At 70.8% G+C, this 22,460-nt stretch carries 27 protein-coding genes; 12 read left to right on the top strand and 15 right to left on the bottom strand.

The window, feature by feature from the left end:
- Nucleotides 1–73: 73 nt before the first annotated feature.
- Complete coding sequence (locus JOE61_RS07480; RefSeq protein ID WP_193669868.1) at nucleotides 74–1,489, top strand: tyrosine-protein kinase domain-containing protein; 1,416 nt, start codon at nucleotides 74–76, stop codon at nucleotides 1,487–1,489.
- 162 nt (nucleotides 1,490–1,651) lie between these two features.
- Here the strand turns inward: JOE61_RS07480 and JOE61_RS07485 are convergent, their stop codons facing one another.
- The 8 genes from JOE61_RS07485 to JOE61_RS07520 form a co-directional block, all read right to left on the bottom strand.
- Nucleotides 1,652–3,391, bottom strand: coding sequence for a DUF4012 domain-containing protein (locus JOE61_RS07485; RefSeq protein ID WP_193669869.1), 1,740 nt, complete (start codon nucleotides 3,389–3,391; stop codon nucleotides 1,652–1,654).
- Nucleotides 3,392–3,523: 132 nt separating this feature from the next.
- A complete protein-coding gene (locus JOE61_RS07490; RefSeq protein ID WP_193669870.1) occupies nucleotides 3,524–3,919 on the bottom strand; it encodes a hypothetical protein in 396 nt (131 codons plus the stop codon).
- Nucleotides 3,920–4,349: 430 nt separating this feature from the next.
- Nucleotides 4,350–5,486, bottom strand: coding sequence for a homoserine O-acetyltransferase MetX (metX, locus tag JOE61_RS07495; RefSeq protein ID WP_193669871.1), 1,137 nt, complete (start codon nucleotides 5,484–5,486; stop codon nucleotides 4,350–4,352).
- An 18-nt stretch (nucleotides 5,487–5,504) separates the two neighbouring features.
- Nucleotides 5,505–6,791: an O-acetylhomoserine aminocarboxypropyltransferase/cysteine synthase family protein gene (locus JOE61_RS07500; protein ID WP_193669872.1), complete on the bottom strand. Its 1,287-nt coding sequence runs from the start codon at nucleotides 6,789–6,791 to the stop codon at nucleotides 5,505–5,507.
- A gap of 265 nt (nucleotides 6,792–7,056) precedes the next feature.
- Nucleotides 7,057–7,587, bottom strand: coding sequence for a hypothetical protein (locus tag JOE61_RS07505; RefSeq protein ID WP_193669873.1), 531 nt, complete (start codon nucleotides 7,585–7,587; stop codon nucleotides 7,057–7,059).
- Nucleotides 7,584–9,347, bottom strand: coding sequence for an alpha/beta hydrolase (locus JOE61_RS07510; protein ID WP_193669874.1), 1,764 nt, complete (start codon nucleotides 9,345–9,347; stop codon nucleotides 7,584–7,586). Before JOE61_RS07510 ends, JOE61_RS07505 begins: the two co-directional genes overlap by 4 nt.
- Nucleotides 9,344–9,652, bottom strand: coding sequence for a hypothetical protein (locus tag JOE61_RS07515; protein ID WP_193669875.1), 309 nt, complete (start codon nucleotides 9,650–9,652; stop codon nucleotides 9,344–9,346). Before JOE61_RS07515 ends, JOE61_RS07510 begins: the two co-directional genes overlap by 4 nt.
- Entirely contained in the window at nucleotides 9,649–10,149 is a 501-nt protein-coding gene (locus tag JOE61_RS07520; protein ID WP_193669876.1) for a hypothetical protein, read from the bottom strand. The genes JOE61_RS07515 and JOE61_RS07520 overlap by 4 nt, the downstream gene beginning before the upstream one ends.
- A gap of 170 nt (nucleotides 10,150–10,319) precedes the next feature.
- On the opposite strand from JOE61_RS07520, the gene JOE61_RS07525 reads away from it, so the two are divergent.
- Complete coding sequence (locus tag JOE61_RS07525; protein WP_193669877.1) at nucleotides 10,320–10,607, top strand: helix-turn-helix transcriptional regulator; 288 nt, start codon at nucleotides 10,320–10,322, stop codon at nucleotides 10,605–10,607.
- Nucleotides 10,600–11,880: a type II toxin-antitoxin system HipA family toxin gene (locus JOE61_RS07530; protein WP_193669878.1), complete on the top strand. Its 1,281-nt coding sequence runs from the start codon at nucleotides 10,600–10,602 to the stop codon at nucleotides 11,878–11,880. Before JOE61_RS07525 ends, JOE61_RS07530 begins: the two co-directional genes overlap by 8 nt.
- A gap of 82 nt (nucleotides 11,881–11,962) precedes the next feature.
- On the opposite strand, the gene JOE61_RS07535 is transcribed toward JOE61_RS07530, so the two are convergent.
- The 3 genes from JOE61_RS07535 to JOE61_RS07545 are packed head-to-tail and all read right to left on the bottom strand — an operon-like array spanning nucleotide 11,963 to nucleotide 13,650.
- Nucleotides 11,963–12,259: a DUF1416 domain-containing protein gene (locus JOE61_RS07535; RefSeq protein ID WP_193669879.1), complete on the bottom strand. Its 297-nt coding sequence runs from the start codon at nucleotides 12,257–12,259 to the stop codon at nucleotides 11,963–11,965.
- Nucleotides 12,259–13,116, bottom strand: a complete 858-nt coding sequence (locus tag JOE61_RS07540; RefSeq protein ID WP_193669880.1) for a sulfurtransferase — start codon at nucleotides 13,114–13,116, stop codon at nucleotides 12,259–12,261. Before JOE61_RS07540 ends, JOE61_RS07535 begins: the two co-directional genes overlap by 1 nt.
- Before the next feature lie 42 nt (nucleotides 13,117–13,158).
- Nucleotides 13,159–13,650 (bottom strand): DUF4395 domain-containing protein, encoded by a 492-nt coding sequence (locus tag JOE61_RS07545; RefSeq protein WP_193669881.1) that lies wholly within the window; start codon nucleotides 13,648–13,650, stop codon nucleotides 13,159–13,161.
- 312 nt (nucleotides 13,651–13,962) lie between these two features.
- Between JOE61_RS07545 and JOE61_RS07550 the strand changes: the two genes are divergently transcribed.
- From JOE61_RS07550 to JOE61_RS07565, 4 genes are all read left to right on the top strand, one after another.
- The gene (locus JOE61_RS07550; RefSeq protein ID WP_193669882.1) at nucleotides 13,963–14,277 is read left to right on the top strand and encodes a hypothetical protein; all 315 of its coding nucleotides are present in this window, start codon (nucleotides 13,963–13,965) and stop codon (nucleotides 14,275–14,277) included.
- Nucleotides 14,278–14,567: 290 nt separating this feature from the next.
- Nucleotides 14,568–15,611, top strand: a complete 1,044-nt coding sequence (locus JOE61_RS07555; RefSeq protein ID WP_193669883.1) for a GDP-mannose 4,6-dehydratase — start codon at nucleotides 14,568–14,570, stop codon at nucleotides 15,609–15,611.
- A 124-nt stretch (nucleotides 15,612–15,735) separates the two neighbouring features.
- On the top strand, nucleotides 15,736–16,287 hold the full coding sequence (locus JOE61_RS07560) for a DUF6318 family protein (RefSeq protein ID WP_193669884.1): 552 nt from the start codon (nucleotides 15,736–15,738) through the stop codon (nucleotides 16,285–16,287).
- A gap of 299 nt (nucleotides 16,288–16,586) precedes the next feature.
- Nucleotides 16,587–17,135 carry a hypothetical protein gene (locus JOE61_RS07565; RefSeq protein ID WP_193669885.1) on the top strand — a complete coding sequence of 183 codons (549 nt, stop codon included), beginning with the start codon at nucleotides 16,587–16,589 and terminating at the stop codon, nucleotides 17,133–17,135.
- A gap of 150 nt (nucleotides 17,136–17,285) precedes the next feature.
- Here the strand turns inward: JOE61_RS07565 and JOE61_RS07570 are convergent, their stop codons facing one another.
- Nucleotides 17,286–17,768, bottom strand: a complete 483-nt coding sequence (locus JOE61_RS07570) for a TlpA family protein disulfide reductase (protein ID WP_193669886.1) — start codon at nucleotides 17,766–17,768, stop codon at nucleotides 17,286–17,288.
- Nucleotides 17,769–17,928: 160 nt separating this feature from the next.
- Here JOE61_RS07570 and JOE61_RS07575 point away from each other — a divergent pair, with 160 nt between their 5' ends.
- Together JOE61_RS07575 and JOE61_RS07580 are read left to right on the top strand one after the other, a co-directional pair.
- Nucleotides 17,929–18,117 (top strand): hypothetical protein, encoded by a 189-nt coding sequence (locus tag JOE61_RS07575; RefSeq protein WP_193669887.1) that lies wholly within the window; start codon nucleotides 17,929–17,931, stop codon nucleotides 18,115–18,117.
- Between the two features lie 108 nt (nucleotides 18,118–18,225).
- Nucleotides 18,226–18,387 carry a hypothetical protein gene (locus JOE61_RS07580; RefSeq protein ID WP_193669888.1) on the top strand — a complete coding sequence of 54 codons (162 nt, stop codon included), beginning with the start codon at nucleotides 18,226–18,228 and terminating at the stop codon, nucleotides 18,385–18,387.
- 80 nt (nucleotides 18,388–18,467) lie between these two features.
- On the opposite strand, the gene JOE61_RS07585 is transcribed toward JOE61_RS07580, so the two are convergent.
- The gene (locus tag JOE61_RS07585; RefSeq protein ID WP_372440057.1) at nucleotides 18,468–18,761 is read right to left on the bottom strand and encodes an HU family DNA-binding protein; all 294 of its coding nucleotides are present in this window, start codon (nucleotides 18,759–18,761) and stop codon (nucleotides 18,468–18,470) included.
- Nucleotides 18,762–18,850: 89 nt separating this feature from the next.
- The gene (locus JOE61_RS07590) at nucleotides 18,851–19,132 is read right to left on the bottom strand and encodes a MerR family transcriptional regulator (protein WP_193669890.1); all 282 of its coding nucleotides are present in this window, start codon (nucleotides 19,130–19,132) and stop codon (nucleotides 18,851–18,853) included.
- Nucleotides 19,133–19,305: 173 nt separating this feature from the next.
- Here JOE61_RS07590 and JOE61_RS07595 point away from each other — a divergent pair, with 173 nt between their 5' ends.
- Both JOE61_RS07595 and JOE61_RS07600 read left to right on the top strand, forming a co-directional pair.
- Nucleotides 19,306–19,737 carry an Hsp20/alpha crystallin family protein gene (locus JOE61_RS07595; protein ID WP_193669891.1) on the top strand — a complete coding sequence of 144 codons (432 nt, stop codon included), beginning with the start codon at nucleotides 19,306–19,308 and terminating at the stop codon, nucleotides 19,735–19,737.
- Between the two features lie 155 nt (nucleotides 19,738–19,892).
- A complete protein-coding gene (locus JOE61_RS07600; RefSeq protein ID WP_193669892.1) occupies nucleotides 19,893–21,278 on the top strand; it encodes an HNH endonuclease signature motif containing protein in 1,386 nt (461 codons plus the stop codon).
- Between the two features lie 34 nt (nucleotides 21,279–21,312).
- Here the strand turns inward: JOE61_RS07600 and JOE61_RS07605 are convergent, their stop codons facing one another.
- Nucleotides 21,313–21,588 carry a MoaD/ThiS family protein gene (locus JOE61_RS07605; protein WP_193669893.1) on the bottom strand — a complete coding sequence of 92 codons (276 nt, stop codon included), beginning with the start codon at nucleotides 21,586–21,588 and terminating at the stop codon, nucleotides 21,313–21,315.
- A gap of 106 nt (nucleotides 21,589–21,694) precedes the next feature.
- On the opposite strand from JOE61_RS07605, the gene JOE61_RS07610 reads away from it, so the two are divergent.
- On the top strand, nucleotides 21,695–22,456 hold the full coding sequence (locus JOE61_RS07610; protein ID WP_193669894.1) for a winged helix-turn-helix transcriptional regulator: 762 nt from the start codon (nucleotides 21,695–21,697) through the stop codon (nucleotides 22,454–22,456).
- The last annotated feature ends 4 nt before the right edge of the window (nucleotides 22,457–22,460 follow it).

Here is a 22,460-nt window from a genome sequence, read left to right on the forward strand (position 1 = left end):
GCGGGCCGGATGCCGGCCTGGCCACTCATTGGCACTAAAGTCCCTACCGTCACAGACGACGGGAGTCGGACACATGGAACTTCGGGACTACCTGCGCATCCTCCGCCGACGGTGGATGCTGGTCCTCACCTCGACCCTGATCGTCGTGGCAGCCGCCGCGGCGTACACCTTCACGGTGACTCCGATGTACCAGTCGACGGCCAAGCTCTTCATCTCATCCTCCGCCGACGGCGGTGAGACCGTCTCGGGGGCCTTCGCGGGTGCCCAGTTCAGCCAGCAGCGGGTCACCTCCTACGCCGAGTTCGTGAAGGACGCCGACTTGGCCGCTGTGGTCGTCGAAGACCTCGACCTGGCCATGGCACCGGGCACCCTCCGGGACCAGGTGACCGCTACGGTCTCACCCGAGACCGTCATCATCGCGCTGCAGGCGCAGGACGAGTCCCCCTCACAGGCACAGGCCATAGCGCAGGGCTACGCCAGCGCACTTGCCGACCAGATCCGCGCCGTGGAGACCCCAGTGGGTGAGACGGAGCCGCTGGTGCGGCCCAGTGTCACCTCGGACGCCACCCTGCCGACGGCGCCGGTCTCACCGCAGCCGGTCCGCAACCTCGGCCTGGCCCTGGTGCTCGGCCTGCTGCTGGGTGTCGGCCTCGCGGTGGCACGAGAACTGCTCGACACCACCGTGAAGTCCGTCGACGACATCCGCGAGACCACCAACGCTCCCCTGCTGGGAACCATCAACTTCGACTCGCAGATCCGCACCGAGCCGCTCGTGACCTCGCTGTCGTCGCACGCCCCCCGGGCCGAGGCATTCCGGGTGCTGCGCACCAACCTGCAGTTCGTCGACGTTGACGCCACCACGAAGGTGTTCGTGGTCACCTCGGCATTGCCGGGCGAGGGAAAGACCACGACGTCAGTCAACCTCGCCATCACTCTCGCCCAGGCTGGCCAGAAGACGCTGCTCATCGAGTGCGACCTGCGCCGCCCCAAGGCTGCTCTCGCGCTCGACGTGGACAATTCCGTCGGCGTGACGACGGTGCTGCTGGGCAAGGTTAGCTTCGACGACGCCCTCCAGGAGCACCCCGGCACCGGCCTCGCGGTGCTCGCCAGCGGTGCCGTCCCGCCCAACCCGGCCGAGCTGCTGCAGTCGCGGGCGATGGCCGAGCTGCTCAACCACGCCAAGGATCGCTTCGACAACATCATCATCGACGCTCCCCCGCTGCTGCCGGTGACCGACGCGGCCCTGCTGGCCTCCCAGGCCGACGGCGCCATCGTGGTCGCCGCCCACGGCCGCACCACCCGCGAGCAGCTGGCGCAGGCTGGGGAGCGCCTTGAGCAGGTGGGCGCGCAGGCGGTCGGCATCGTGCTGAACATGACCCCGGCACGCCAGCGCTCCGGCTACGGGTATGGGTATGGCTACGGGTACGGCTACGCCCCCACGCCGGAGAAGCCGTCCAGCGGCAAGCGCGCCAAGCAGGACCCGGCGTAGGCCGTATCCCTGCGGGTCGTCCCCAGGTGCCCCGGCAACGGCTGAGGCAACTGTCGTGCCGCCGCATTCGGAAGGCGCCTGACCGGCGCGACCTGCGCCTCGGACGACGACTTCGCCACGGTCCACGCCCGGGGCCACTGCCGTTGCAGTCCGACGGCTGGTTCAGCAGGCCCCAGAGAGCCGTGTCGAATAGTCGCGCGGCTCGATGCCCGGTGTCACCCGCACCTCACGTACGCCGGCGACAGGCGGTGCCGTGACCTGCCATGTCACCTCAGCGGTCTGCTCGGGCTCCAAGAAGATGTAGGCCGTCGTCGTCGCACGGTCGCCCAACGGGCTCTTGTCGGGCTTGAAGTCCTTGCCGTTGATGCTGAACTCCCGGACCGCTCCCCCGGAAGGAGTGAAGAGACGCACCTCGACCAGCTGCTTTCCGGGCGCGACACCGTTGCTTCCAGTTCCGGAGAGATACGACGGCAGGGATGTCGCGGCATCCAGCGGGGCCGTCGAGCTCAGGCGGGCAGTGACCTGAGCACTCTCGACTCCGTTGCTGCACATCGAACTCGAGACCCGGACGTCGTAGTCAAGGTAGTAAGACATCTTCGAGGCGGTGCCCGAGTTCAGGGTCACGTCGATGCGTTCGGCGTATCCGTCTGGCGTGGCCGGTTCGCCAGCGATAAGACGAGCCCCGATCAGGTCCTGAGCACCCTCGTCGAAGAAGCGCGTGTAGATGCGGTGCTCGTTCGCTCCACGGACCAGGGCAGCGAGGAGCTCGCGCGGGCGCCCCAGGTCGCCCTGCAGGATGCGGTCGAACATGGTCGACACGACCTGGCGGAAGAACGCGTCCTGGGCCTGCGGGTCGGGCCGGTCGATGTAGATCTGGTTGATCAGCACGTCGACTGCGTTGTCGGCAGTCAGGTCGTAGCCGTCGACGGTCAGCGGACCGGTCGCCTGCAGCAGGTAGGAGACGGCCACGGCGTCGAGCGAGATCACGCCGTCCAACCGCTCGGGGTGCACCTCTTCCCAGCGCAGCTTCATCAGCTCGGCGGTGCGCGGGAAGGCCGGCGTGAAGTTGGCATCGAGCATGTAGCGGCCGAGGTAGTCGGTGAAGACTTCTTCTTCGTCCTTCGTGATGGGTAGCGGGGTGCTGCGTTCGCCGAAGGAGCTCGCCGCCACCTGTCGGCCCAGCGAGATGCGCCCGTCGTCGGCGTTCAAGAGCGACAGGGCGCCGGGGAGACCGCCGGTGGCACGAATCTCCGCATTGTTCTGGAAGACGAGCAAATAGCGCTGAGGGCCCTCAGCACCCAACGCCAGGGGCATCAGGTCGACGGCCACGGAGGCCGCGTCCATAGCGTCAGCGGCGTCGCCCACCAAGCGGGCCAACTCGTCGTAGCGGGCACGGAACTGGTCGACGTAGCCGCGGGAGTCCTCTGCCTGTAGCCGGGCGTCTGCGGCCTCCAAGGCTTGCGCGGCCTGGTTGACCGGCTGCTGCAGCTCAGCCACCGCCTCGAGTGCGACGCGACCTCCCTCGGGTAGCAGCGCGTCAAGATCAGTGGCTCGCTGAGCCACCGGTGCCAGCGCCTCACTGAGATCAGAGACCGCGGTCGCCGCGGCACGCACGCCGCGGGCGTCGTCCCCGATGACGGGGGTGTAGGTCAGGATCGACCAGCGCAAGCCCGACGTACGCTCCTCGGCCTCCCCTGCACTGTCCTGGAGGTCGCTGAGAGCAGCGTCCACCTCCTGCTCGTTCCCCGCCTCCAGGGCGGCGCGGAACGTGCCCGCGTCGGCGACTGCGGCCCGTAGAGCACTGTTGACCTGGAGCGCCTGCCAGGCAACGAGGCCAGCCGCCAGGAGGAAGAAGATTCCCGCCGCTGCGAGGAGCGAGAACACGAGACGCGCGCGAGACATGAGCCAGACCCTAGGTGATCAGGCCAGTCGTCTGAGACGACCGGCGCGTCGGTGGACCGCACGGAGGGTGGTGCGGAGACGCGAAGACCCCCCGAGCCGAGGCCCGGGGGGTCTTCGTTCAAGCGTCGAGCGTCAGGACGCCCGGACGATCTTCTTGTCACGCGAGAAGGAGCACGGGTCCTGGCCGCCGCGGGTGTACTTCACCACGGTGCGGTAGCGACCCTTGGCGGGGTACGCGAACCGGAACTGGTTCGAGTCCTTGACGTTCTTGGTGGCCTCCTTGACAACCCGCTGCGGCTTGGGGTTGAGGCGGGTGACCTGGATGTAGACCTGGCCGGTGCACACAGCACCCTCGTTGGTCGCGGTGTTGAGGTTGATCCGCACCTTGACCTTCTTCTTGGCCTGGACGTTCTTCGGGACCTTGACGTCGGCCTCGGTCTGGACGGTGGCCGGGTAGGCGGACGCGGACGGCGCGGTGACGCCGAACATCAGCGTAGCGGCGAACACGCCGGCGATGAGCTTCTTCATGTTTGAGACTCCCCATATGTGACGCCGCGGGGCGCCCAAGACGATGGTTCAGTGAGCAAAGCAAACCACAGGACTGGCCGACCTGCACGTTCGCGGTCCAAATGCTGTGTCACGTCCCCGAAAGTTAGCCTCCGCGAAACATTCTGGCTGCTATCCAGCCCGCCCTGGGCCTGGTCTAGGTTGCTGGAGAACCTTGAAGAACGTAGCTGGTGGAACCGGCACGCGACGGTGTCGCCGTCACCCCGCACACGCGGGATGTCAGGCCGCACGTGCCGCCGAGCGGCGGTGGGCCGGCCCAGGGTGACGCGCGTGATCCTGGGCGCCGGGCGGCGTGCGACTGTCTCTCCCTTGCGGGGTCTCGGCGTCGCTCGGCGCTGGGGCGCCTCACTGCTCGACCAACGGTGGTTTCGAGACGGGACTTCGTCCCTCCTCAACCAGCGTCGGGACTGAGGAAGGTAGCGACGCGGTCGAGGTAGCCCGGGGGGTCGAGGAGGAAGGAGTCGTGGCCGTAGGGGCTGTGGATCTCGGCGTGGTCGGCGTCGACGCCGTGGGCCTGCAGCTGCTCGGCCAGGCGCACCGACTGGGCGGTGTCGAAGCGCCAGTCGGAGGAGAACGAGGTGACCTGGAAGCGGGTGGGGCAACCGGCGAGGCGCTCGGCGACCGGTTCGTCGGCGAACGGGTCGAAGTAGTCCATCAGCCGGGTCAGGTAGAGGTAGGACAGCGAGTCGAAGCGGCCCAGGAAGGTCTCGCCCTGGTGCTGCAGGTAGTGCTCGACCTCGAAGTCGGGCTCCAGGCGCCACTGGTCGTCACCTAGGGAGTCGCGCTGGTGGTCGAAGCGGGTCTCCAGCGACTCCGGCGAGACGTAGGTGATGTGGGCCATCATCCGGGCCACCTTCTGCCCGTGCCGGGGAACCACCCCGCGCTCGGCGTAGCGCCCGCCGTGGAACTCCGGGTCGGCCATGATCGCCTGGCGTGCCACCGAGGAGAACGCGATGTTCTCCGCGCTCAGCCGCGACGAGGCCGCCACCACGACCGCGCGCTCGATGCGCCGCGGCTCCTCGATCACCCACTGCAGGACCTGCATGCCGCCCATCGAGCCGCCCACGGCGGCGTACAGGGTCTCGATCTGCAGGTGGTCGAGGAGGCGGCGGTGGCAGGCGACCAGGTCGGAGACGTGCAGCAGCGGGAAGTCGAGGTAGCGCGGCTCCCCCGTCGCCGGGTCGATGCTCATCGGGCCGGTGGTGCCCGAGCAGCCGCCCAGGATGTTGGGCGCGACGACGAAGAACCGGTCGGTGTCGACCGGCTTGCCCGGCCCGATCATCCGGTCCCACCAGCCTGGTTTCGCGGTGTGCGGGTCCTCCCCGCGCCGGTAGCCCGCCGCGTGCGCGTCACCGGTCAGCGCGTGGCAGATGAACACCACGTTGTCGCGCTCAGGCGACAGCTCGCCGTAGGTCTCGTAGACCACCTCGACGTGCTCGAGGCTCTTGCCGCCACGCAGCCGCAGCGGGTCGTCCTCGGTGGCGAGGACGACCCGCTGGGGCACGGCGTCGAGAAGGAGACCGCTCACTGGTCGGTGACTTGGTGGCTACTTGGTGGCGGCGAGGGCCTGCTCGAGGTCGGCGATGAGGTCCTCGACGTTCTCGATGCCGATCGAGAGGCGCACCATGTCCTCCGGGACGCCCGCGCCCACGAGCTCCTCGGGCGTGAGCTGGCTGTGGGTGGTGGTGGCGTTGTGGATCGCCAGCGACTTCGCGTCACCGATGTTGGCCAGGTGGCTGAAGAGCTCGAGCGCCTCGATGAACTTCTTGCCGCCCTCGCGACCCGACATCACGCCGAAGCTGAGCAAGCCCCCGTACCCGTGGCCGGTGTGGATCTTGTCGGCCACCTCCTTGTAGGGGCTGTCGGGCAGGCCGGGGTAGCTGACCCACGACACCTCGTCGTGGCCCTGGAGGTACTCCGCGACCGTGAGCGCGTTGGAGCTGTGGCGCTCCATGCGCAGGTGCAGCGTCTCGAGACCCTGCAGGAACATCCACGAGTTCATCGGGGTGATCGCCGCGCCCGTGTTGCGCAGCAGCACCGTGCGGGCCCGGATGATGTAGGCCGCCGGTCCGGCGGCCTCGGTCCACACCGCGCCGTGGTAGGCCGGGTCGGGCTTGGTCAGGCCCGGGAACCGATCGGAGTGCGCCGCCCAGTCGAAGTTGCCCGAGTCGACGATCACGCCACCGATCGAGGTGCCGTGGCCGCCGATGAACTTGGTCGCCGCGTGCACCACGACGTCGACGCCGTGCTCGAAGGGACGCACCAGGTAGGGCGTCGGCGCGGTGTTGTCGACCACGAACGGCAGCCCCTGCGCGTGCGCCGCGTCGGCCCAGGCCGGCAGGTCGATCACGTTGATGCGCGGGTTGCCGACGGTCTCACCGAAGACCATCTTCGTCTTCTCGTCGACGTGCTTGGCCAGGTCCTCGGGCTTCTCCGGGTCGACGAAGCGCACCTCGATGCCGAACTGGGGCAGCGTGTGGGCGAACAGCGCGTAGGTGCCGCCGTAGAGCGTCGAGAGCGCCACGATGTTGTCGCCGGCGTAGCAGAGGTTGAGCACGGCGTAGGTCGTCGCCGCCGAGCCGCTCGCCGTCGCCAGCGAGCCGACGCCACCCTCGAGCTGGGTCATCCGCTGCTCGAAGACGTCCTGCGTCGGGTTCATGATGCGGGTGTAGATGTTGCCCGGCTCGGCCAGCGCGAAGAGGTTCGCGGCGTGGTCGGTGTCGTTGAAGACGTAGGACGTCGTCTGGTAGATCGGCACGGCCCGGCTGTTGGTCGTCGGGTCGGCCTCCTCCTGGCCGGCGTGGACGGCCAGGGTCTCGGGGCGGTGCGTCATGGGTGCTCCTGCTGGGATGGCTGGTGTCGGCTCAGCGGCTGCTGCGACGTCTTGAGACTAGGGAGGGGTCTCGGAGCTGGGTGTGTGTGTCCGCGTGGTGGGCGGGGGTTGCGCAGCACGGGCGCCGCCGTTGGTTGAGCAGGGAGGGCCGAAGGCTCGAGCGTCGTCGAAACCCAGTGACCGCACGGCGTACGGCAGGCGTGGTGCTCGCTGGGTCTCGGCGACGATCGTCGCTGGCGCTCCTCACTGCTCGACCAGCGGTGGGCTACTCGACCAACGGGACCTCCTCGAGGTCCTCGGGCAGTTGCACGCTGCCGTCGGAGACGCGGATGCAGTCGTCGTCGCGGTGCAGCCCGAAGACCAGGGCGTCGGAGCCCTGCCGCACCGTGTTGTCGAGGGAGAGCCGGAAGTCGTCGCGGGACAGGCGGGAGTAGGGCTCGGGCTGCTCGCCGGGTTGGGCGTGCTCCCCTTCATCGGTGACCTCCCAGCCGTCGGCCTGCAGGGCCTCCAGCGCTGCGGCGTGCTGCTCGGCGTACGGCGCGGTCTCGGCGACCTGCCCGCCGAGGCCGAAGGTGAGGCCGGGGGCGGGTTCCATCTGGCAGTGGTCCCCCTGGCCCACAGCGCTCTCGACCTCCAGCCCGGCCTCCTCGAGGGTCTCGACGACCTCGCCGGCGGTGGCCAGCACTTGCTCGGAGAGCTGCTCGAGGTTGCCCATCGCGTCCTCGTCGTCGACACCGCACCCCGGCACCGCCACGGCGAGCAGCGCGACTGCGGCCAGGGCCGCCCGGGATCTCATGGCTGGTCCTGGGTGGTGTCGGAGCGCCCGGGCACGTCACCGCTGGGCTCGCGCTCGCCCTCGGGGTCGTCGGCCCAGCGCCACCACGGGTCGTAGGAATGCTCGGCGCCGTTGACCGCGTCGTGCTGGCCGTCGACGATGCGGCCCAGGTTGTAGAGCGACTCGGAGTCGTGGTCGTAGTAGCGGCTGTGGTCGGCCAGGCTGCGCACGGCGCTGCGCCCGACCGACTCGGCCTCGAAGCGGCGCGCCTCGAAGTCCTCCGACGACGGGTCGATGCCCAGCCCGCCGGGCGTGTGCAGCCAGCCCTCGTCGCCGAAGAACGCCACCGCGTCGCGGCTGTTGCGGCCCACCCACACGTGGCCCTCCCCCGGGCTGAAGTCGTCGGCCGTGTCGGCGGGGCCGGCGCCCGGGCTGCCGATCAGGGCGACGTCGTCGGCGCCGAGGTCGTGGTCGGTGGCGGCGTACGACGTGGTGGTGGAGCCATAGCTGTGACCGATCACGGTCAGGTGCGCCGGGTCGTCGGGGCGGGAGGCGCGCAGGCCGTCGATGGCGTCGGCGAGGCGCTCGCCGCCGTCCTCGGCGCGCCCGCGGGTGATGGTGTCGAGGTCGACCGCGCCCTCCGGGGTGTCGTAGCCCAGCCAGAACATCGTCGCCACGCTCGAGCCGTCGCCGTTGAAGCGGGCCGCCTCGTAGAGGTTCGTCGCGTCGCTGACCCCGCCGACCACGTCGACCGTCTCGGTGGTGATGCCCGGCACGCTCACGGCCACGTCGGCGGCGGTGTCGGGGTCGCCGACCGCCAACGCGACCCGGCCGTCGCCGTCGAAGGCGCCCGGGTCGTAGAGCCACAGCCGCCCGCCCGGCTGCTCGCCGGTGAGGGGGTCGGTGAAGCCGTCGGCGTCGGCGAGCGCGTCGCGGGTCGCCTCGGCGTTCGCCAGCCGCTGCGCCTCGTCGGCGCTGAGGGTGGCGTCGTCGCGCTGGGCGGCCAGGGTGGCCAGGTCGTCGTCGAGCAGCAGCCGGTTGGCCTCGTCGCGCACGCCCGCGGGCAGCCCGTCGGCCTGGCCGAGCAGGCTGGGGTACGCCGCCAGCGCGGCCTGCTGCTGGGCCTCGCTCAACCCGGCCCACCAGCGCTGCACCTCGCTCGGGCTCGCGCCGCTCCCCGGCGCACCGTCGCGGCCCATCGCCTCGACCGCAGTGTCGCTCGCGCCGCCGGTGGCCGAGAGCGCGTCGCGCAGGCTGGTGCCGGCCTCGAACGCCTGGCGCAGCCGCTGCTCGTTCTCCCGCACCGCGCGCTGCAGGTCGGCGTGGTCCTCGACGAGGTGCCGGTAGGCCAGGCGCAGGTCGGCTGCGCGGCCCCGCATGACCTCGATGTCCTGCGGGGTGGCGTCGGTGATCGCGTTGATGTCGGCGACCAGGCCGCTGCGGTCGGCGTCGAGGTCGCGCTTGCGGGCCAGCAGGTCGTCGGCGGTGGCCTGGTGGGCGCGCAGGTCGTCGGCGTACGCCGCCACCGCGCGGGCGACACGGCGCAGGGTGGTGGCCATCACGTCGTGCTCGTCGCCGGCGCGGGCGGCGGCGTCGCGGTAGGCGTCGTAGGCATCGCCCCACCAGCCCTGCAGCGCCTGGAGGTGGGCGGCCTCGGTGGCGACCTCGTCGTAGCGCCCCACCGCGGTGAAGAGCCGCTCCGCGAGCTGGTCGGCGCCCGCCGGGGAGCCCTCGGGCTCGCGGACCTCCGGCTCGGAGGCCGGGACGGTGATCGTGGTCATCGGGCGGGGCCCAGGCGGCTGTCGAGGGCCTCCATCTCGCCGCGGGTGCCGCTGTCGACCGCGGCGGTGCGGGCCGCGACCTCCTCCAGCGCGGCAGAGAAGCCGCCGACGATCGCGGCGCTCTCGCCGGCGTAGCCCTCCCAGGCGCTCAGGAACGCCCGCGCCGCACCCTGGCACTCGGGGGCCAGCCCGCCGGTGGGGGCGGCGCCGAGGTCGCGGGCGGTCTCCTCGAGCAGCTCGCCCAGGCTCGACCAGCGCTCGCTGCCGGCGCGCAGCGCGTTGTACTCCAGCCCCATGTGGCTCATCGCTCGGCCGCCTCCGACCCGCTGCGGTGACGCAGCACGACCCGCCCGGTCTCCGGCACCACGAGCAGCAGCAGCTCGGCGCGGTCCATCCCCTCGGGACGACCCGCCTGCACGCGGGGCAGCCCCTCGGCGGGGGCGAGCACGTGCCACCCGGCCTCGCGCAGCGCCTCGGCCGCGCGGCGTACGACGGCCTGGGCGGTGTCGGGCGCGACCGGCTCTCCGCCCTCGCGGGTCCAGGTGGTCTCCAGGCGGCCCTGGGCCCGGCGCTCCTCGGTCTCGGTGGGCTCGCCACCACCGACCGCGGTCGCCCACAGCCGGCTCAGGAGCTCGGGGTCGGCAGGTGGCTGGTCAGGTGCCTGGTCGGATGGCTGGTCGGTCGGCTCGTCAGCGGCCTGCTCGGGCGGGAGCAGCACGATGTCGACGTCGGGGTGCCGCCGGCGCACCGGCGCCCAGAACGGGTCGGTGGCGGCCGGGTCCGCCCTGCTCTCCTCAGGCACGGCCCCCACCTACCCACTCCCCCACGGCCGCACACCCCGACGAGCAGTCACTTGCACCATCGACCGGTCACTTTCGCACCGCATCCTGATCGAAATGACGAGCATTGCGCGTCACGAGCGCGGTGATCGATTCCTGGATCATTACTCGATTTAGAGACTATGATCGAAGAATGGATCAGCACGTGCGGTGGGCCTACGACGTCCGAGACCTCGGCGAAGCCCTGCGCCGAGCCCGCACCGACCAAGGCCTGACCCAGATCGAGCTGGCCGAGCGTCTGGGCGTGACCCGGATGACGCTCTCACGCCTGGAGAACGGCGAGTCGGTCAGCGCGGAGACCGCGATGCGCGCCCTGTCGGAGTGTGGCTACGCGTTGGTCGTGGCACCCAAGTTCGCCACCCTCCACGTGGAGGCAGCACCCACCAACGAGCCCGACCAGGACGGCGGCACCGGTGGCTAGGCCCGGCTCGGTCTCGCTGTCGGTGTGGCTGCACGAGACCCACGTCGCCACGCTGAGCGAGCCGTCCACCTACCGCTACCGGCTCACCTTCACCGACGAGGCCCTCGACACCTTCGGCGTCGGCGCTCGCGTGCTGTCGCTGTCCCTGCCGCTGTCGTCCCGACCGCTCGAGGACCACCCCCGAGATCCCACCCGTCAACCGGTCTCCAGCTTCCTCGAGGGGCTGCTGCCCGAGGGGAACCTGCGCACCCACCTCGCGACCACGCTGGGCGTGCTGGCCCTCGACAAGTTGTCGCTGCTCACCCAGGTCGGCGCTGAGTGCGCCGGCGCAGTGCGCTTCCTGCCGGTCGGCCAGCGACCGTCGTCGGGGCACGTCCGGCCGCTGGGCCCAGACGAGGTCGACCGCCTGGTGGCAGACCTGCCCACCTATCGCCTGCCCGACGGGGCGGCACCCCAGGCCTCGCTGGCCGGCATCCAGGACAAGGTGCTGCTGACCGAGCTGCCGGACGGCTCCTGGGGCTGGCCCGAAGCGGGCGCGGCCTCCTCGCACCTCGTCAAGCCCGAGCCCACCGGGGCCCAGGTGATCGACCGCCTGGTGCAGACCGAGCACTGGGCGATGCAGGTGGCAGCCAGCGCCGGCCTGCGGGCCGCCCACACCCGGCTGGCGCACTTCGACGGGCGCCCCGCGATCGTCGTACGCCGCTACGACCGCCTCGACGACGGACAGCGGGTCCACCAGGAAGACTTCTGCCAGGCGTTGGCCCTGGACCCACAGGCCAAGTACGAGAGCCCCGCGCGGGGACCGTCGCGCGGCACCCGGCTGAAACGACTGGCGACCGTAGCCGCCCCGCGCAGCCTCGACCCCGACGCCTTCCGGCGCGACCTGCTGTCGTCGGTGGCCTTCAACGTCGTCATCGGCAACGGCGACGCACACTCCAAGAACTACTCGCTCCTGCTGGGGCGCCGTGGCGAGGTGTCCTTGGCGCCGCTGTACGACGCCGCCCCGGTGCACTACCTGGCCACCCGCTTCAACAACATCGGCCACGTCGTCAACGGGCGTACGAGGCTGCACTGGGTCGACGCCGACGACCTGGTGCAGGAAGCTCGCAGCTGGGGCATGGGCACCAGCCGCGCGCGGGCGACTCTCGAGGGAGTGCTGGGCTCCACCTGGGAGGCTGCCCACGCCGTCGGGCTGCCCGAGGGGGCCGAGTCGGTGCTCGTCAACCTCGAGCAGCTGTGGTCCCGCCGTTCCTGGCGGCCCGCGAGCACCTGAGGCGTCTGCTCATCCCGAGGACGCAGCGAGCCCCCGTGCCGCTGCACGGGGGCTCGCTGGGATCCAGGGTGCCAGAAGTGGCTCAGACGCTGATGGAGACCTCGGCGACCTCGCCCACCTGGGCGTGGACCTTGCGGTCCACGGGGTCGGCCTTGGGGGCCAGGGTGCGCAGGGTCCACTCGCCGTTGCCGGCGAAGAACCGGAAGTGCCCGGTCGCGGAGGTGGGGACCTCGGCGGTGAACTCGCCGGTGCGGTCGAGCAGGCGCACGTAGGCGCTGGCCACCGGCTCACCGTCGCGCAGCACCTGGCCCTGCACCACGGCCTCCTTGGCCACGTCGATGCCGTCGAGCGAGAGACCGCCCTGGGTCGCGCCGCACATCAGGCGTCCTCGGCGGTGCCGGGCTCGTCGCCGAGCGCGATCGGGACGCCCACCAGCGAGCCGTACTCGGTCCAGGAGCCGTCGTAGTTCTTGACGTTCTGGTGGCCGAGCAGCTCCTTGAGCACGAACCAGGTCAGCGACGAGCGCTCACCGATGCGGCACAGCGCGATGGTGTCCTTGGAGTCGTCGATGCCGACCTCGGCGTAGAGCGCCTTGAGCTCCTCGTCGGACTTGAAGGTGCCGTCGTCGTTGCAGTTCTTGCTCCACGGCACGTTGAGGCTGGTCGGCACGTGCCCGGCGCGCTGGGCCTGCTCCTGCGGGAGGTGGGCCGGGGCGAGCAGGCGACCGGCGAACTCGTCGGGGCTGCGCACGTCGATGAGGTTCTGCACGCCGATCGCGTTGACCGCGTCGTCACGGAACGCGCGGATCGAGAGGTCCTGCTCGGTCGCGGTGTACGTCGTCGCCTCGCGGCTGGGCACCTCGTCGGTCAGCGGGCGGGAGTCGAGCTCCCACTTCTTGCGGCCGCCGTCCATCAGCTTGACGTCGCGGTGGCCGTAGAGGGTGAAGTACCAGTAGGCGTAGGCGGCGAACCAGTTGTTGTTGCCGCCGTAGAGCACCACGGTGTCGTCGTTGGAGACGCCGCGGCTGCTCAGCAGCTCCTCGAACTGGCGCTTGTTGACGAAGTCGCGGCGCACCTGGTCCTGCAGGTCGGTGGTCCAGTCGAGCTTGATCGCGCCGGCGATGTGGCCCTTGTCGTAGGCGGTGGTGTCCTCGTCGACCTCGATGAGGACGACGTTGTCGTCGTGGGCGTGCTCCTCCACCCACTGGGTGGTGACGAGGCTGGTCTCGCGGGTCATGAAAAGGCCTTTCGTTGACGTGCAGGGAAGTGTGTGGAGGTCTCAGGCGGTGGCGCGCTTGATCAGCAGGTAAATCTCGCAGCCGAGGCAGAACCGGAAGACGGCGTTGAGGGTGGCGGCGACCAGCGCGAAGCCGATCGCGACCTGGGCCAGGACGGTGAGGCCGGCGGCGTACCCGGCGATCGCGACCAGGGTGAAGACCAGGCCGACGCTTTGCGCGAAGCGCGGCGGGGCCGGGTCCTCGAGCTCGTCGGGCGCGGCGAGCCGGGGGCGGATGAACCGCTTGAAGGCCCATGCGTGCGGCGTGTGCTGCACGCCGCGCAGGGCGCCCAGCGCGAAGAGCGAGGCCTGGGCGACGGTCACGACCAGCGCCGCGAGCGGCGGCAGGCCGAGGATCGCGATCAGCACCAGCGCGGTGACCCCGGCGGCGAACTGCGGGCCGCGCGGGTCGATGCCGGCCCGCGCCGCGGCGTGCCCCCTGGCGTGGGGCTGGATGGCGGGCGCGTAGGTGCGCTCGGTGGTCGTGCTCGACATGTCTCTCCTGAGGATGGCGTCGCCGGAACGGCTGGAACCGCGGCCCTGTGGGTCACGGTCGACGGCGCTGCGCGTGCTCAGACGAGGAGCAGGAGGAAAGGCAGCGCCGTCACGACATCCGACACAGGCTCGAGCGCATGCGGCAGTGGTCGACTGCGCGCCGCTTCGTGAGCCAGGTGGTGGTCATGTGGGTGACAATACGATCCGCACCTCGGGTATTCCGCACCACGTCTCATCAATCGGACACGCGTCTTGCATGATGAGAAAGGTTACCGGCGCGTCACTTCTCCAGCGAAAGGTCGTTGGCCTGACATGACCCGATACACCGGACGTCGCATCGTCAGCCTGTTCCCGGGCCTGGACCAGACCCTGCAGGACGCCCTGCTCGCCGCCATCGAGCACGTGCTCATCGAGGCGGAGGCGGAGCGCATCTGGATCGAGGAGTCCCCCACCCACGACCTGCGGGTGCACGCGCAGCTGCCGCCCGTCGACGCGGCGCCGGCACCCGTGGTGCCGATCCGGGCCGCTCCGTCGGCCCTGACGATCCGGTCGTCGGTGTCAGTGGACCCGAGCACGGCGGACAAGCTGTCCCCGCGGGACTGCCCCGACACGGAGTCGGTGGAGTAGCCGGCGCTGGTGCAGCTCGGCGGAGCAGCCGCACTCGTCGCCGCCGTAGTAGGACCACGGGTCGTCGACCAGCACGTGGCAGCAGCGCTGCGACCACACCAGCGGCTCCAGCACCCGCTGCACCGGCCCCAGGCAGGAGTGACCGCACTGGGGACAGGTCGTCGCGGGCGCTCGGTGCAGCAGGCTCATCTGCCCAGGACACACCCGGTGGGCGTCGCGTGGGCGCGGTGCCGGCGTACGTCACCAGGATCGGGGACGCGCGAAAGGCGCGACGCTAGGGTCGTCGCACCATGAGCACCCGACCCGCCGGCCGCACGCGCAGCGCCCTCGTGACCGGCGTGGCCGGCCAGGACGGCGTCTACCTGGCCCGGCACCTGCGCTCGCTGGGCTACCACGTGGTCGGCACGCTGCGCCCGGGCAGCCGGTGGGCGCCGCTGACGCTGGGGCGCGCCTACGCCTACCTCGACGGCGTGCAGCTGGTCGACCTCGACCAGCGCGACCACGAGGGCTGGGCGGCGGTGCTCGAGGGGCTGCAGCCCGACGAGATCTACAACCTCGCCGGCTTCTCGTCGGTGGGGGCGTCGTGGGGGCACGCCGAGGTGGTCGCCGAGACCAACGGGCTCGCGGTGCTGCGGATGCTCGAGGAGCTCGTCGCCTTCCGCGACCGGCACGGCTGGTCGCCGCGGTTCTTCCAGCCCTCGAGCTCGGAGATGTTCGGGACCTCCGACCAACAGCCCCAGACCGAGGGCACCCCCCACCACCCGCGCTCGCCGTACGCCGCCTCGAAGTCGTTCGCCCACCACCTGGTCGTCAACTACCGCGAGTCCTACGGGCTGTTCACCGCCACCGGCACCCTCTACAACCACGAGAGCCCGCTGCGCGGCGAGCAGTTCGTGACCCGCAAGATCACCCGCTCGGTCGCCGAGATCGCGCTCGGGCGGCGCGACGAGGTGGTGCTGGGCAACCTCGACGTACGCCGCGACTGGGGCTTCGCCGGCGACTACGCCGTCGCGATGCAGCGGATGCTGCAGCTGGACGACCCGCAGGACTTCATCGTCGCCACCGGCACCTCCCGCCCCCTGGCCGAGGTCGTCGAGGTGGCGTTCGCCGCCGCGGGGCTCGGCTCGCCCGAGGGCTACCTGCGCCAGGACCCGGCGCTGATGCGACCCGCCGACGTCGCCGACCTCGTGGGCGACCCGACCAAGGCGCGCGAGCAGCTCGGCTGGACCCCCAGCGTCTCGTTCGAGCAGGTCATCGAGCACATGGTGCGCGTCGACGTGACCCGGCTCGAGCGGGGCGTCGAGGACGCGGGCGACTACCTCTCGCCGGCCTGATCCGCGGTCGCCGCGGCGCTTGTCCACAGGCGCCAGGTGAGACCTGGCGCCGAACTGGGTAGGTCTCTACCGTGAATCGCGCCCACCCCCCTCCCATGGGCGCCCTCTCGGGAAAGCAGAACAGATGAGACGACACCTCGCGTACGCCGCCGGCGCGGCCGTGCTGGCCCTGGCCGGTTGCGGTGGGGACGACCCCACGCCCCAGGTCGCCGACCCGACCCCCTCCGCGAGCGTCTCGGCCTCGCCCAGTGCGAGTGCGGCGGTGGAGAAGGAGGCGTGGGAGAAGAAGACCGAGGCGGGGGCTGAAGCTTTCGCGAAACGCTGGGTCCGAGCATTCAACGAAATGCAAGCAAGCGGAGAGGTCGGGGAGTTCGAGAACCTTTCAACCAGTGAATGCGAGACGTGCCGCAACTTCGTTGAAATGACCGACCAAGCCTACGCGAATGGCGGACGCATCGAATCAGACGGATGGCGTATCCGATCCGTCGCTGCGACCTCGTTGGACGTTCCCAATGGCCACCAGTTCGCGTTGCGCGTCCGACAGCTGCCCCAGCAGATATTCGAGACCGCTGAAGCAGAGCCGACAAGCTTCCCAGGCGGGACCGTCACATTCTTGTCGACCGTCGTGTGGCAATCCGGAGGGTGGCGCATGTCGGCCTGGGAGTTCCCAGCATGAAGCTACTCGCCCTGATCACTGCACTCACGCTGATCACCTTCGCGCCCGCGCCCCCTGCCAATTCCGCCGGAACTTGCGCAGGCGAAGCGTCAGCCGGCGTCAACAGTTGGAACAGTGTCGTCACCTGCGCCGAGCCATCGGCAACGGCATCTGCATCCGCCAGCGCACAGGCCGCGTCCGAGTCGTCGGTCACTTACATCTACGAGCCGCTCTGCCAAGCGAGCGATGGCATCGTCCAGTCGACGGCCTACGGGTGCGCGGGAGCGTTCGAGTGTGGGGACAACGGTTTGTTGCATGACGTGACGTCAGTCGACGGTGACGGAACGCAGATCGGACTCGGCGCGACGTGCATCGAGCCCGGCGACCCCGTCGCCGCAGCAACCGCACCCGTCCTGACCCCGGGCCGCATCCTCGAGGCCTTCCGCCGCATCCCCCTGCCGGAGGCACCCCTGGAGGTGCAGCCGCCGGGCGGGGAGACGCTGGTCAACTTCGACACGATCCTGCACACGCAGGCCGAGCCGTTCACCGAGACCGTCCAGCTGCTCGGGCGACAGGTCACCTTCGACATCAGCCCGGCCAGCTTCACCTGGAGCCTCGGCAACGGCGAGACCATGACCACCACCGACCCCGGGCGGCCATGGGCGCGCGGCGTGGGGATGGACCAGTACGTCTCGCACCGCTACACCGAGGCCGGCCCCGTCACGCTCGACCTCACCACCACGTGGGGCGCACGGTGGCGGCTGGGCAACGGGCCGTGGCGCGACGTCGACGGCACCGTCACCATGACCAGCCCCGCGCAGGACCTCCAGGTCCGCACCGCCCAGCCGCAGCTGGTCTCCTACGACTGACATCCGCGGTGTGCCAGCAACCGGACCCGACGCCCGGAAGGTTGCCAGCGCACCGCCGACCACCGGCCCGCAGCTCCGGCGGTGCGCCACCAACCGGACCCGGCTGACAAACGGTTGCCAGGTCACCGCTGCCCGGGACCGGCGGGCGGGTCAGTCCCCCACGACCGAGCCGAGGGTCGCCAGCACGGTCTCCTTGCGCGGCGCCCCCGCGGCGCGGGTGGCCTCGCGGCCCGACGCGTCGAGGACCAGGGTGGTGGGGGTGCGCAGCACGTCGAGGCGGCGTACGAGGTCGAGGTGGTGCTCGGCGTCGACCTCGAGGTGCACCACGCCCGGCACCAGCTCGACCACCTCGCTCAGCGCGCGGCGCGTCGCGCGGCAGGGCGCGCAGAAGGCCGACGAGAACTGCACGAAGGTCGCCCGCTCCCCCAGCTGCGCGTCGGGCACGGCCGCGACGACGTCGTCCCAGACGGTCCGCTCGGCCACGGCCGGCTCCGTGGCCGCTGCATCGGCGCCACCGGCAACGCCCCGCACCTCGTGGGTGCCGCGGAACCGCCCGTCCGTCAGAGCGCGGTAGGCGCCGAAGGCGAGAGCGATCACGACGGCCGCGAGGGCGATCCACAGTCCGGTAGGCACGTCCGCGTCAACAGCGCGTCACGGCCGCACATTCCACCTCGCGCCCCAGCGACCAGGGCCACGCCCACCGAGGTCTGGACCACCACCGGATTTTTACATCCGCCCGCAGTTCAGGCGACGAACTAGCGGGCATCAGGACAAGAAGACCTTGAAGGCCGACATGGACCTGCTGATCGCGACGACGCTCGTCGTCTGCCTGTGGTGCCTGGCGCCCCTGCCGCTGGCCGTCGCCATCGGACGCGCCTTCCGCGACGGCCACAAGCTCGACGTCCACCAGATCGAGGCGGCCCTCGCCACCCTCGGGCGGCCCGGAAGTGACAGGACGCGCTTCCAGTCTGACTGTGACTGAGGCATGATGGTCTAGTCCACCGCGCAGCGCTCCGCCATCCCCCTGACACACCGGCGCAGCGACCGCACAGTGGACCACCAGGCCGTTCCCCACCCCCCAGGGAGACCCGTGCTGACCATCGTTGCCATCGTCGCCCTCGCCCTCATGGCGTGGTCGATCCTGTCGCTCGTCGCCGGCATCGTCGTCGGCTCGCTGCTGCGCCGTGGCCAGCCGCCCGCCGACGTACGCCGCCACCCGGCGCCCCCGCGCCTGGTCCAGCCCGCCGCCTGAGCAGCGAGCACCCCGCCAACGACCGAGGGCCGGGCTCCGCGTGAAGCGGAGCCCGGCCCTCGTTGGCGTCAGTGGCTGGATCAGCCGGAGACGGCCTTCTTGAACGCGGCCGCGGCCTTGAAGCCGGGGACGGTCGTCGCGGCGATCTGCATGGTCTCGCCGGTCTGCGGGTTGCGACCCTCGCGAGCCGAACGCTCACGGGGCTCGAAGGTGCCGAAACCGGCGATGCTCACGCGCTCACCCTTGGCCACAGCCGAGACGATCGCCGACAGCGCGGCGTCGACGGCACGCTCGGCGTCGGCACCGGTCAGCCCGGTCTCCTTGGCCACGGTCTCGCGAAGCTCTCCCTTGTTCATGCAGTTCTCCTTCATCATGTTGCTCGTCGTGGGGTCCGTCGTTCACCGCACCCTAACCAGCAAACCCCCCGAAACCGCGACCTGGCGGGCCTTTCTCCCGGTTTTTCTCAGTCTCGGCGCCTCGAGGCGAGCTGTGAGCGCAGCCGGCGCACCTCCGCCTCGAGCTCCAGCACCCGCGCCACCCCCGCCAGATTGAGGCCGTCGGCGAGCAGCTCGCGGATGCGGTGCAGCACCTCGATGTCGGCCTCGCTGTAGAGCCGGTTGCCGCCCTCGGTGCGGTCGGGGTCGAGCAGGCCGCGCCGCTCGTAGACGCGCAGGTTCTGCACCTCCATGCGCACCATCTGCGCCGCCACCGAGATCGCGAAGACCCCCCGGACTCGCGCCGCCATCGCCTGCACCTCCGTCTGCACTGAATCTCAGAAAATTCTCAGCCCCGCCACTTGAGTCTGACCTACTGGATGGATTACAACAAACCTGTAACCACTGATACAGGTACGGCGGGCTTACGCAGACCGTCTGGACCATCCGACCAACCACCATCCGAACTCAAGGAGGACACCCCATGTTGCTGCGATCCACCGACCCCTTCCGCGACTTCGACCGCCTGACCCAGCAGCTGCTGGGGACGACGAACCGCCCGGCCGTCATGCCGATGGACGCCTGGCGCGAGGGCGAGCAGTTCGTCATCGAGCTCGACGTGCCGGGCGTCAACCGCGAGAGCATCGACCTCGACGTCGAGCGCAACGTGCTGACCGTGCGCGCCGAGCGCGTGGCCAAGAACGGCGACTGGGAGCGGTTGGCCTCCGAGCGACCCACCGGCGTCTTCAGCCGCCAGCTGGTCCTCGGCGACAACCTCGACCTCGACCGCATCGAGGCGACGTACGCCGACGGCGTGCTGCGCCTGGTCGTGCCGGTCGCCGAGAAGGCGAAGCCGCGCAAGATCGAGATCGGATCCGCCTCTCCCGAGCGTGAGACCACCGCCATCGAGAGCTGAGTCCGACCCCTGCACACCGCCTACGGCCGCCCCGCTCGGGGCGGCCGTTGGCGCGTCTCCGGCCGCGCCCCACGAGGCTGTGGACTGGGAAAAAGTTCTCCACAGATTGTCGAACTGGTGTTCCCATCGGGCCTTGGGGTTGGGAGAATGAACCCATGACGGTCCAGGCGCTCCCCACCCCCACCGCAGCCCCAGCGGTGAGCGAGGCGAGCGCCCACCTGGCCCGGGCCCACGAGGTCGCGCTCGAGCGGGTGCACCGCGACGAGCTCGCCCAGCTGCTCACCACACTGGCCACCCTGGAGTCCCAGACCGAGGCGCTGCGCCTCAAGGTCCTCGCCGAGGCCGAACGCCGCCAGGTCGCCACCGACGAGGCCGCCACCGGCACCGACGCCTGGGCCGCCGCCCTGACCGGCACCACCCGCGAGATCAACGCCGGCGGACTCCACCTCGCCCAGCTCCTCAAGACCAAGTACCACCACACCCGCGAGGCCTACGCCGCCGGGCAGCTGCGCGCCGACCAGGTCCGCGTCATCGTCCGCGCCGCCGAACAAGCACCCCTCGAGACAACGGTCGAGCAGCTCGCGGCCGCCGAGGAGGTCCTGGTCAACAAGGCCACCGGCATCGGCACCAGGTCAGGCCGCCCCATGAACGCCAAACGCCTGCGCCAAGCAGCCCGACGGATGCTCGACATCGTCGACCGCGACCTGGCCGACAAGCACGAAGCGATCATGCTCGGCCGCGAGTCCCGCCGTGCCAAGCACGAGACCTACCTGGCGCTGCACGACAACGGCGACGGCACCTACTCCGGCAAGTTCACCATCCCCGAGCTGCACGGCTCCCTGCTGCGCACCGCACTGGAGACCCTGTCGGCACCCCGGCGGCTCAACAAGACCCGCACCAGCGCTGAGGGCGAGACCATCTCCGGCTACGACGAGTCCGCGCCCACCGGCCCCGGCCACGGACTCTCCGGCTGGGAAATCGCAGGCAACGCCCTGTGCGAGCTCATCGAACACCTGCCCACCGACGGCTGGAACGGCGCCAACGCCCTCACGATCCTGGTCACCATGACCGCCGAGGACCTCACCCACGACCTCACCCAAGCCGGGAAGCTCGACCCCGCCGACTGGCCCGACTGGCACGGCCCCGACGAGACCGGCACCGCCAAGCTCGACACCGGCATCCGCACCGCCGCCGGCGACCTCCGCCGCCTGGCCTGCGAAGCCGGCCTCGTCCCCGCCGTCCTCAACACCAAGTCCGTCCCCCTCGACCTCGGCAGGACTCGAAGGCTCCACAGCCACCACCAACGAAAAGCCCTCGCACTCGTCCACGACACCTGCGCCATCGGCACCTGCGAACGACCCTTCGCCTGGTCCGAGATCCACCACCTGATCCCCTGGTCACACCACGGCGACACCGACCTCGACGCCATCCCCCTCTGCTCCTGGCACCACCACCGCGCCCACGACCCACGATGGCACCTCACCCACCACCCCCTCCGCGGCTGGGAGCTGCGCGCCCGCGAGCGCCGCAGGAGATCCTGACGCGCCGCACGGCCGCTTCCCGGCGTCCAGCCGCTCAGCCGCCGGCGAAGGGCGGCAGGAACTCCACGGTCGCGCCCGGCTCGACCCGCACGGAGCCCGGATCCTGGCTGCCGACCGGCTGCTCGCCGATCAGCGTCGAGCAGACCGCGAGCACCCGCTCGAGGTCGGTGCCGGGGTGCAGCGCGACCGCGCGGCGTACGACGTCGGCGAGCGTCAGCGCGCCGTCGACCTCGAGCCGGTCGGAGCCGGTGCCCGCCGCGTGCTTGGCCCCGGCCCAGTAGTGCACGTGCACCACATCTGTCTCGTCCACGTCGCTTCCTCCTGCGCCCGGTGCTGCCTTGGGTAGTATTCAACCCGGATCACCGACCGGAGCCCAACGATGCGTTCTGGTCCCCCGCACACCGGAGGGACCCACCGTGAGCACGATTCTCCTCCTGACCAGCGCCCTGCAGCCCTCGGCCGAGGTGCTCCCCGGGCTCGCCCTGCTGGGCCACCAGGTCCGGGTGCTGCCGCCCGAGGGCAGCGCGCTCCTCGAGGCGCCCGACGCCGACCTGCTGCTCGTCGACGGCCGCCAGGACCTCGCCCACGCCCGCGACCTGTGCCGCCTGATCCGCACCACCGGCAGCGACCAGCCGGTGCTGCTCGTCGTCACCGAGGGCGGGCTGGCCGTGGTCAGCCACGACTGGGGCATGGACGACGTGGTGCTGCACACCTGCGGACCCGCCGAGCTCGAGGCCCGCATCAAGCTCGGCATCGGTCGCCTGGCCGCGCGCCGCGACGCCGACGACCCCGAGAGCCACCTGATCCGCTCCGGCGAGGTCACCGTCGACGAGACGACCTACACCGCCCGCATCGGCAAGCGCCCGCTCGACCTGACCTTCAAGGAGTTCGAGCTCCTCAAGCACCTGGCCCAGCACCCCGGGCGGGTCTTCAACCGCCAGCAGCTGCTGCAGGAGGTCTGGGGCTACGACTACTTCGGCGGCACCCGCACCGTCGACGTGCACGTGCGCCGCCTGCGCGCCAAGCTCGGCGTCGAGCACGAGACGCTCATCGGCACCGTGCGCAACGTCGGCTACCGCTTCGTGGTGCCGGCCAAGGACGCTCGCGCCGAGGCCGACGTGCGTGCCGTCACCGAGCCATCGCGGGAAGCCGGGGTCACCGAGCCGGCCTCTGGCTAGGCTC

Origin of the sequence: Nocardioides salarius (assembly GCF_016907435.1) — a bacterium.
In the GTDB taxonomy this organism is placed as follows: Bacteria; Actinomycetota; Actinomycetes; order Propionibacteriales; family Nocardioidaceae; genus Nocardioides; species Nocardioides salarius.

What these genes read in the sequence shown, in the direction of transcription:
- JOE61_RS07500 (WP_193669872.1), bottom strand. Translation starts at nt 6,791, where the DNA reads ATGACGCACCGCCCCGAGACCCTGGCCGTCCACGCCGGCCAGGAGGAG.
- JOE61_RS07595 (WP_193669891.1), top strand. Translation starts at nt 19,306, where the DNA reads ATGTTGCTGCGATCCACCGACCCCTTCCGCGACTTCGACCGCCTGACC.
- JOE61_RS07540 (WP_193669880.1), bottom strand. Translation starts at nt 13,116, where the DNA reads ATGACCCGCGAGACCAGCCTCGTCACCACCCAGTGGGTGGAGGAGCAC.
- JOE61_RS07525 (WP_193669877.1), top strand. Translation starts at nt 10,320, where the DNA reads ATGGATCAGCACGTGCGGTGGGCCTACGACGTCCGAGACCTCGGCGAA.
- JOE61_RS07535 (WP_193669879.1), bottom strand. Translation starts at nt 12,259, where the DNA reads ATGTGCGGCGCGACCCAGGGCGGTCTCTCGCTCGACGGCATCGACGTG.
- JOE61_RS07585 (WP_372440057.1), bottom strand. Translation starts at nt 18,761, where the DNA reads ATGATGAAGGAGAACTGCATGAACAAGGGAGAGCTTCGCGAGACCGTG.
- JOE61_RS07575 (WP_193669887.1), top strand. Translation starts at nt 17,929, where the DNA reads ATGGACCTGCTGATCGCGACGACGCTCGTCGTCTGCCTGTGGTGCCTG.
- JOE61_RS07545 (WP_193669881.1), bottom strand. Translation starts at nt 13,650, where the DNA reads ATGTCGAGCACGACCACCGAGCGCACCTACGCGCCCGCCATCCAGCCC.
- JOE61_RS07480 (WP_193669868.1), top strand. Translation starts at nt 74, where the DNA reads ATGGAACTTCGGGACTACCTGCGCATCCTCCGCCGACGGTGGATGCTG.
- JOE61_RS07490 (WP_193669870.1), bottom strand. Translation starts at nt 3,919, where the DNA reads ATGAAGAAGCTCATCGCCGGCGTGTTCGCCGCTACGCTGATGTTCGGC.
- JOE61_RS07510 (WP_193669874.1), bottom strand. Translation starts at nt 9,347, where the DNA reads ATGACCACGATCACCGTCCCGGCCTCCGAGCCGGAGGTCCGCGAGCCC.
- JOE61_RS07590 (WP_193669890.1), bottom strand. Translation starts at nt 19,132, where the DNA reads ATGGCGGCGCGAGTCCGGGGGGTCTTCGCGATCTCGGTGGCGGCGCAG.
- JOE61_RS07515 (WP_193669875.1), bottom strand. Translation starts at nt 9,652, where the DNA reads ATGAGCCACATGGGGCTGGAGTACAACGCGCTGCGCGCCGGCAGCGAG.
- JOE61_RS07550 (WP_193669882.1), top strand. Translation starts at nt 13,963, where the DNA reads ATGACCCGATACACCGGACGTCGCATCGTCAGCCTGTTCCCGGGCCTG.
- JOE61_RS07560 (WP_193669884.1), top strand. Translation starts at nt 15,736, where the DNA reads ATGAGACGACACCTCGCGTACGCCGCCGGCGCGGCCGTGCTGGCCCTG.
- JOE61_RS07600 (WP_193669892.1), top strand. Translation starts at nt 19,893, where the DNA reads ATGACGGTCCAGGCGCTCCCCACCCCCACCGCAGCCCCAGCGGTGAGC.
- JOE61_RS07485 (WP_193669869.1), bottom strand. Translation starts at nt 3,391, where the DNA reads ATGTCTCGCGCGCGTCTCGTGTTCTCGCTCCTCGCAGCGGCGGGAATC.
- JOE61_RS07555 (WP_193669883.1), top strand. Translation starts at nt 14,568, where the DNA reads ATGAGCACCCGACCCGCCGGCCGCACGCGCAGCGCCCTCGTGACCGGC.
- JOE61_RS07505 (WP_193669873.1), bottom strand. Translation starts at nt 7,587, where the DNA reads ATGAGATCCCGGGCGGCCCTGGCCGCAGTCGCGCTGCTCGCCGTGGCG.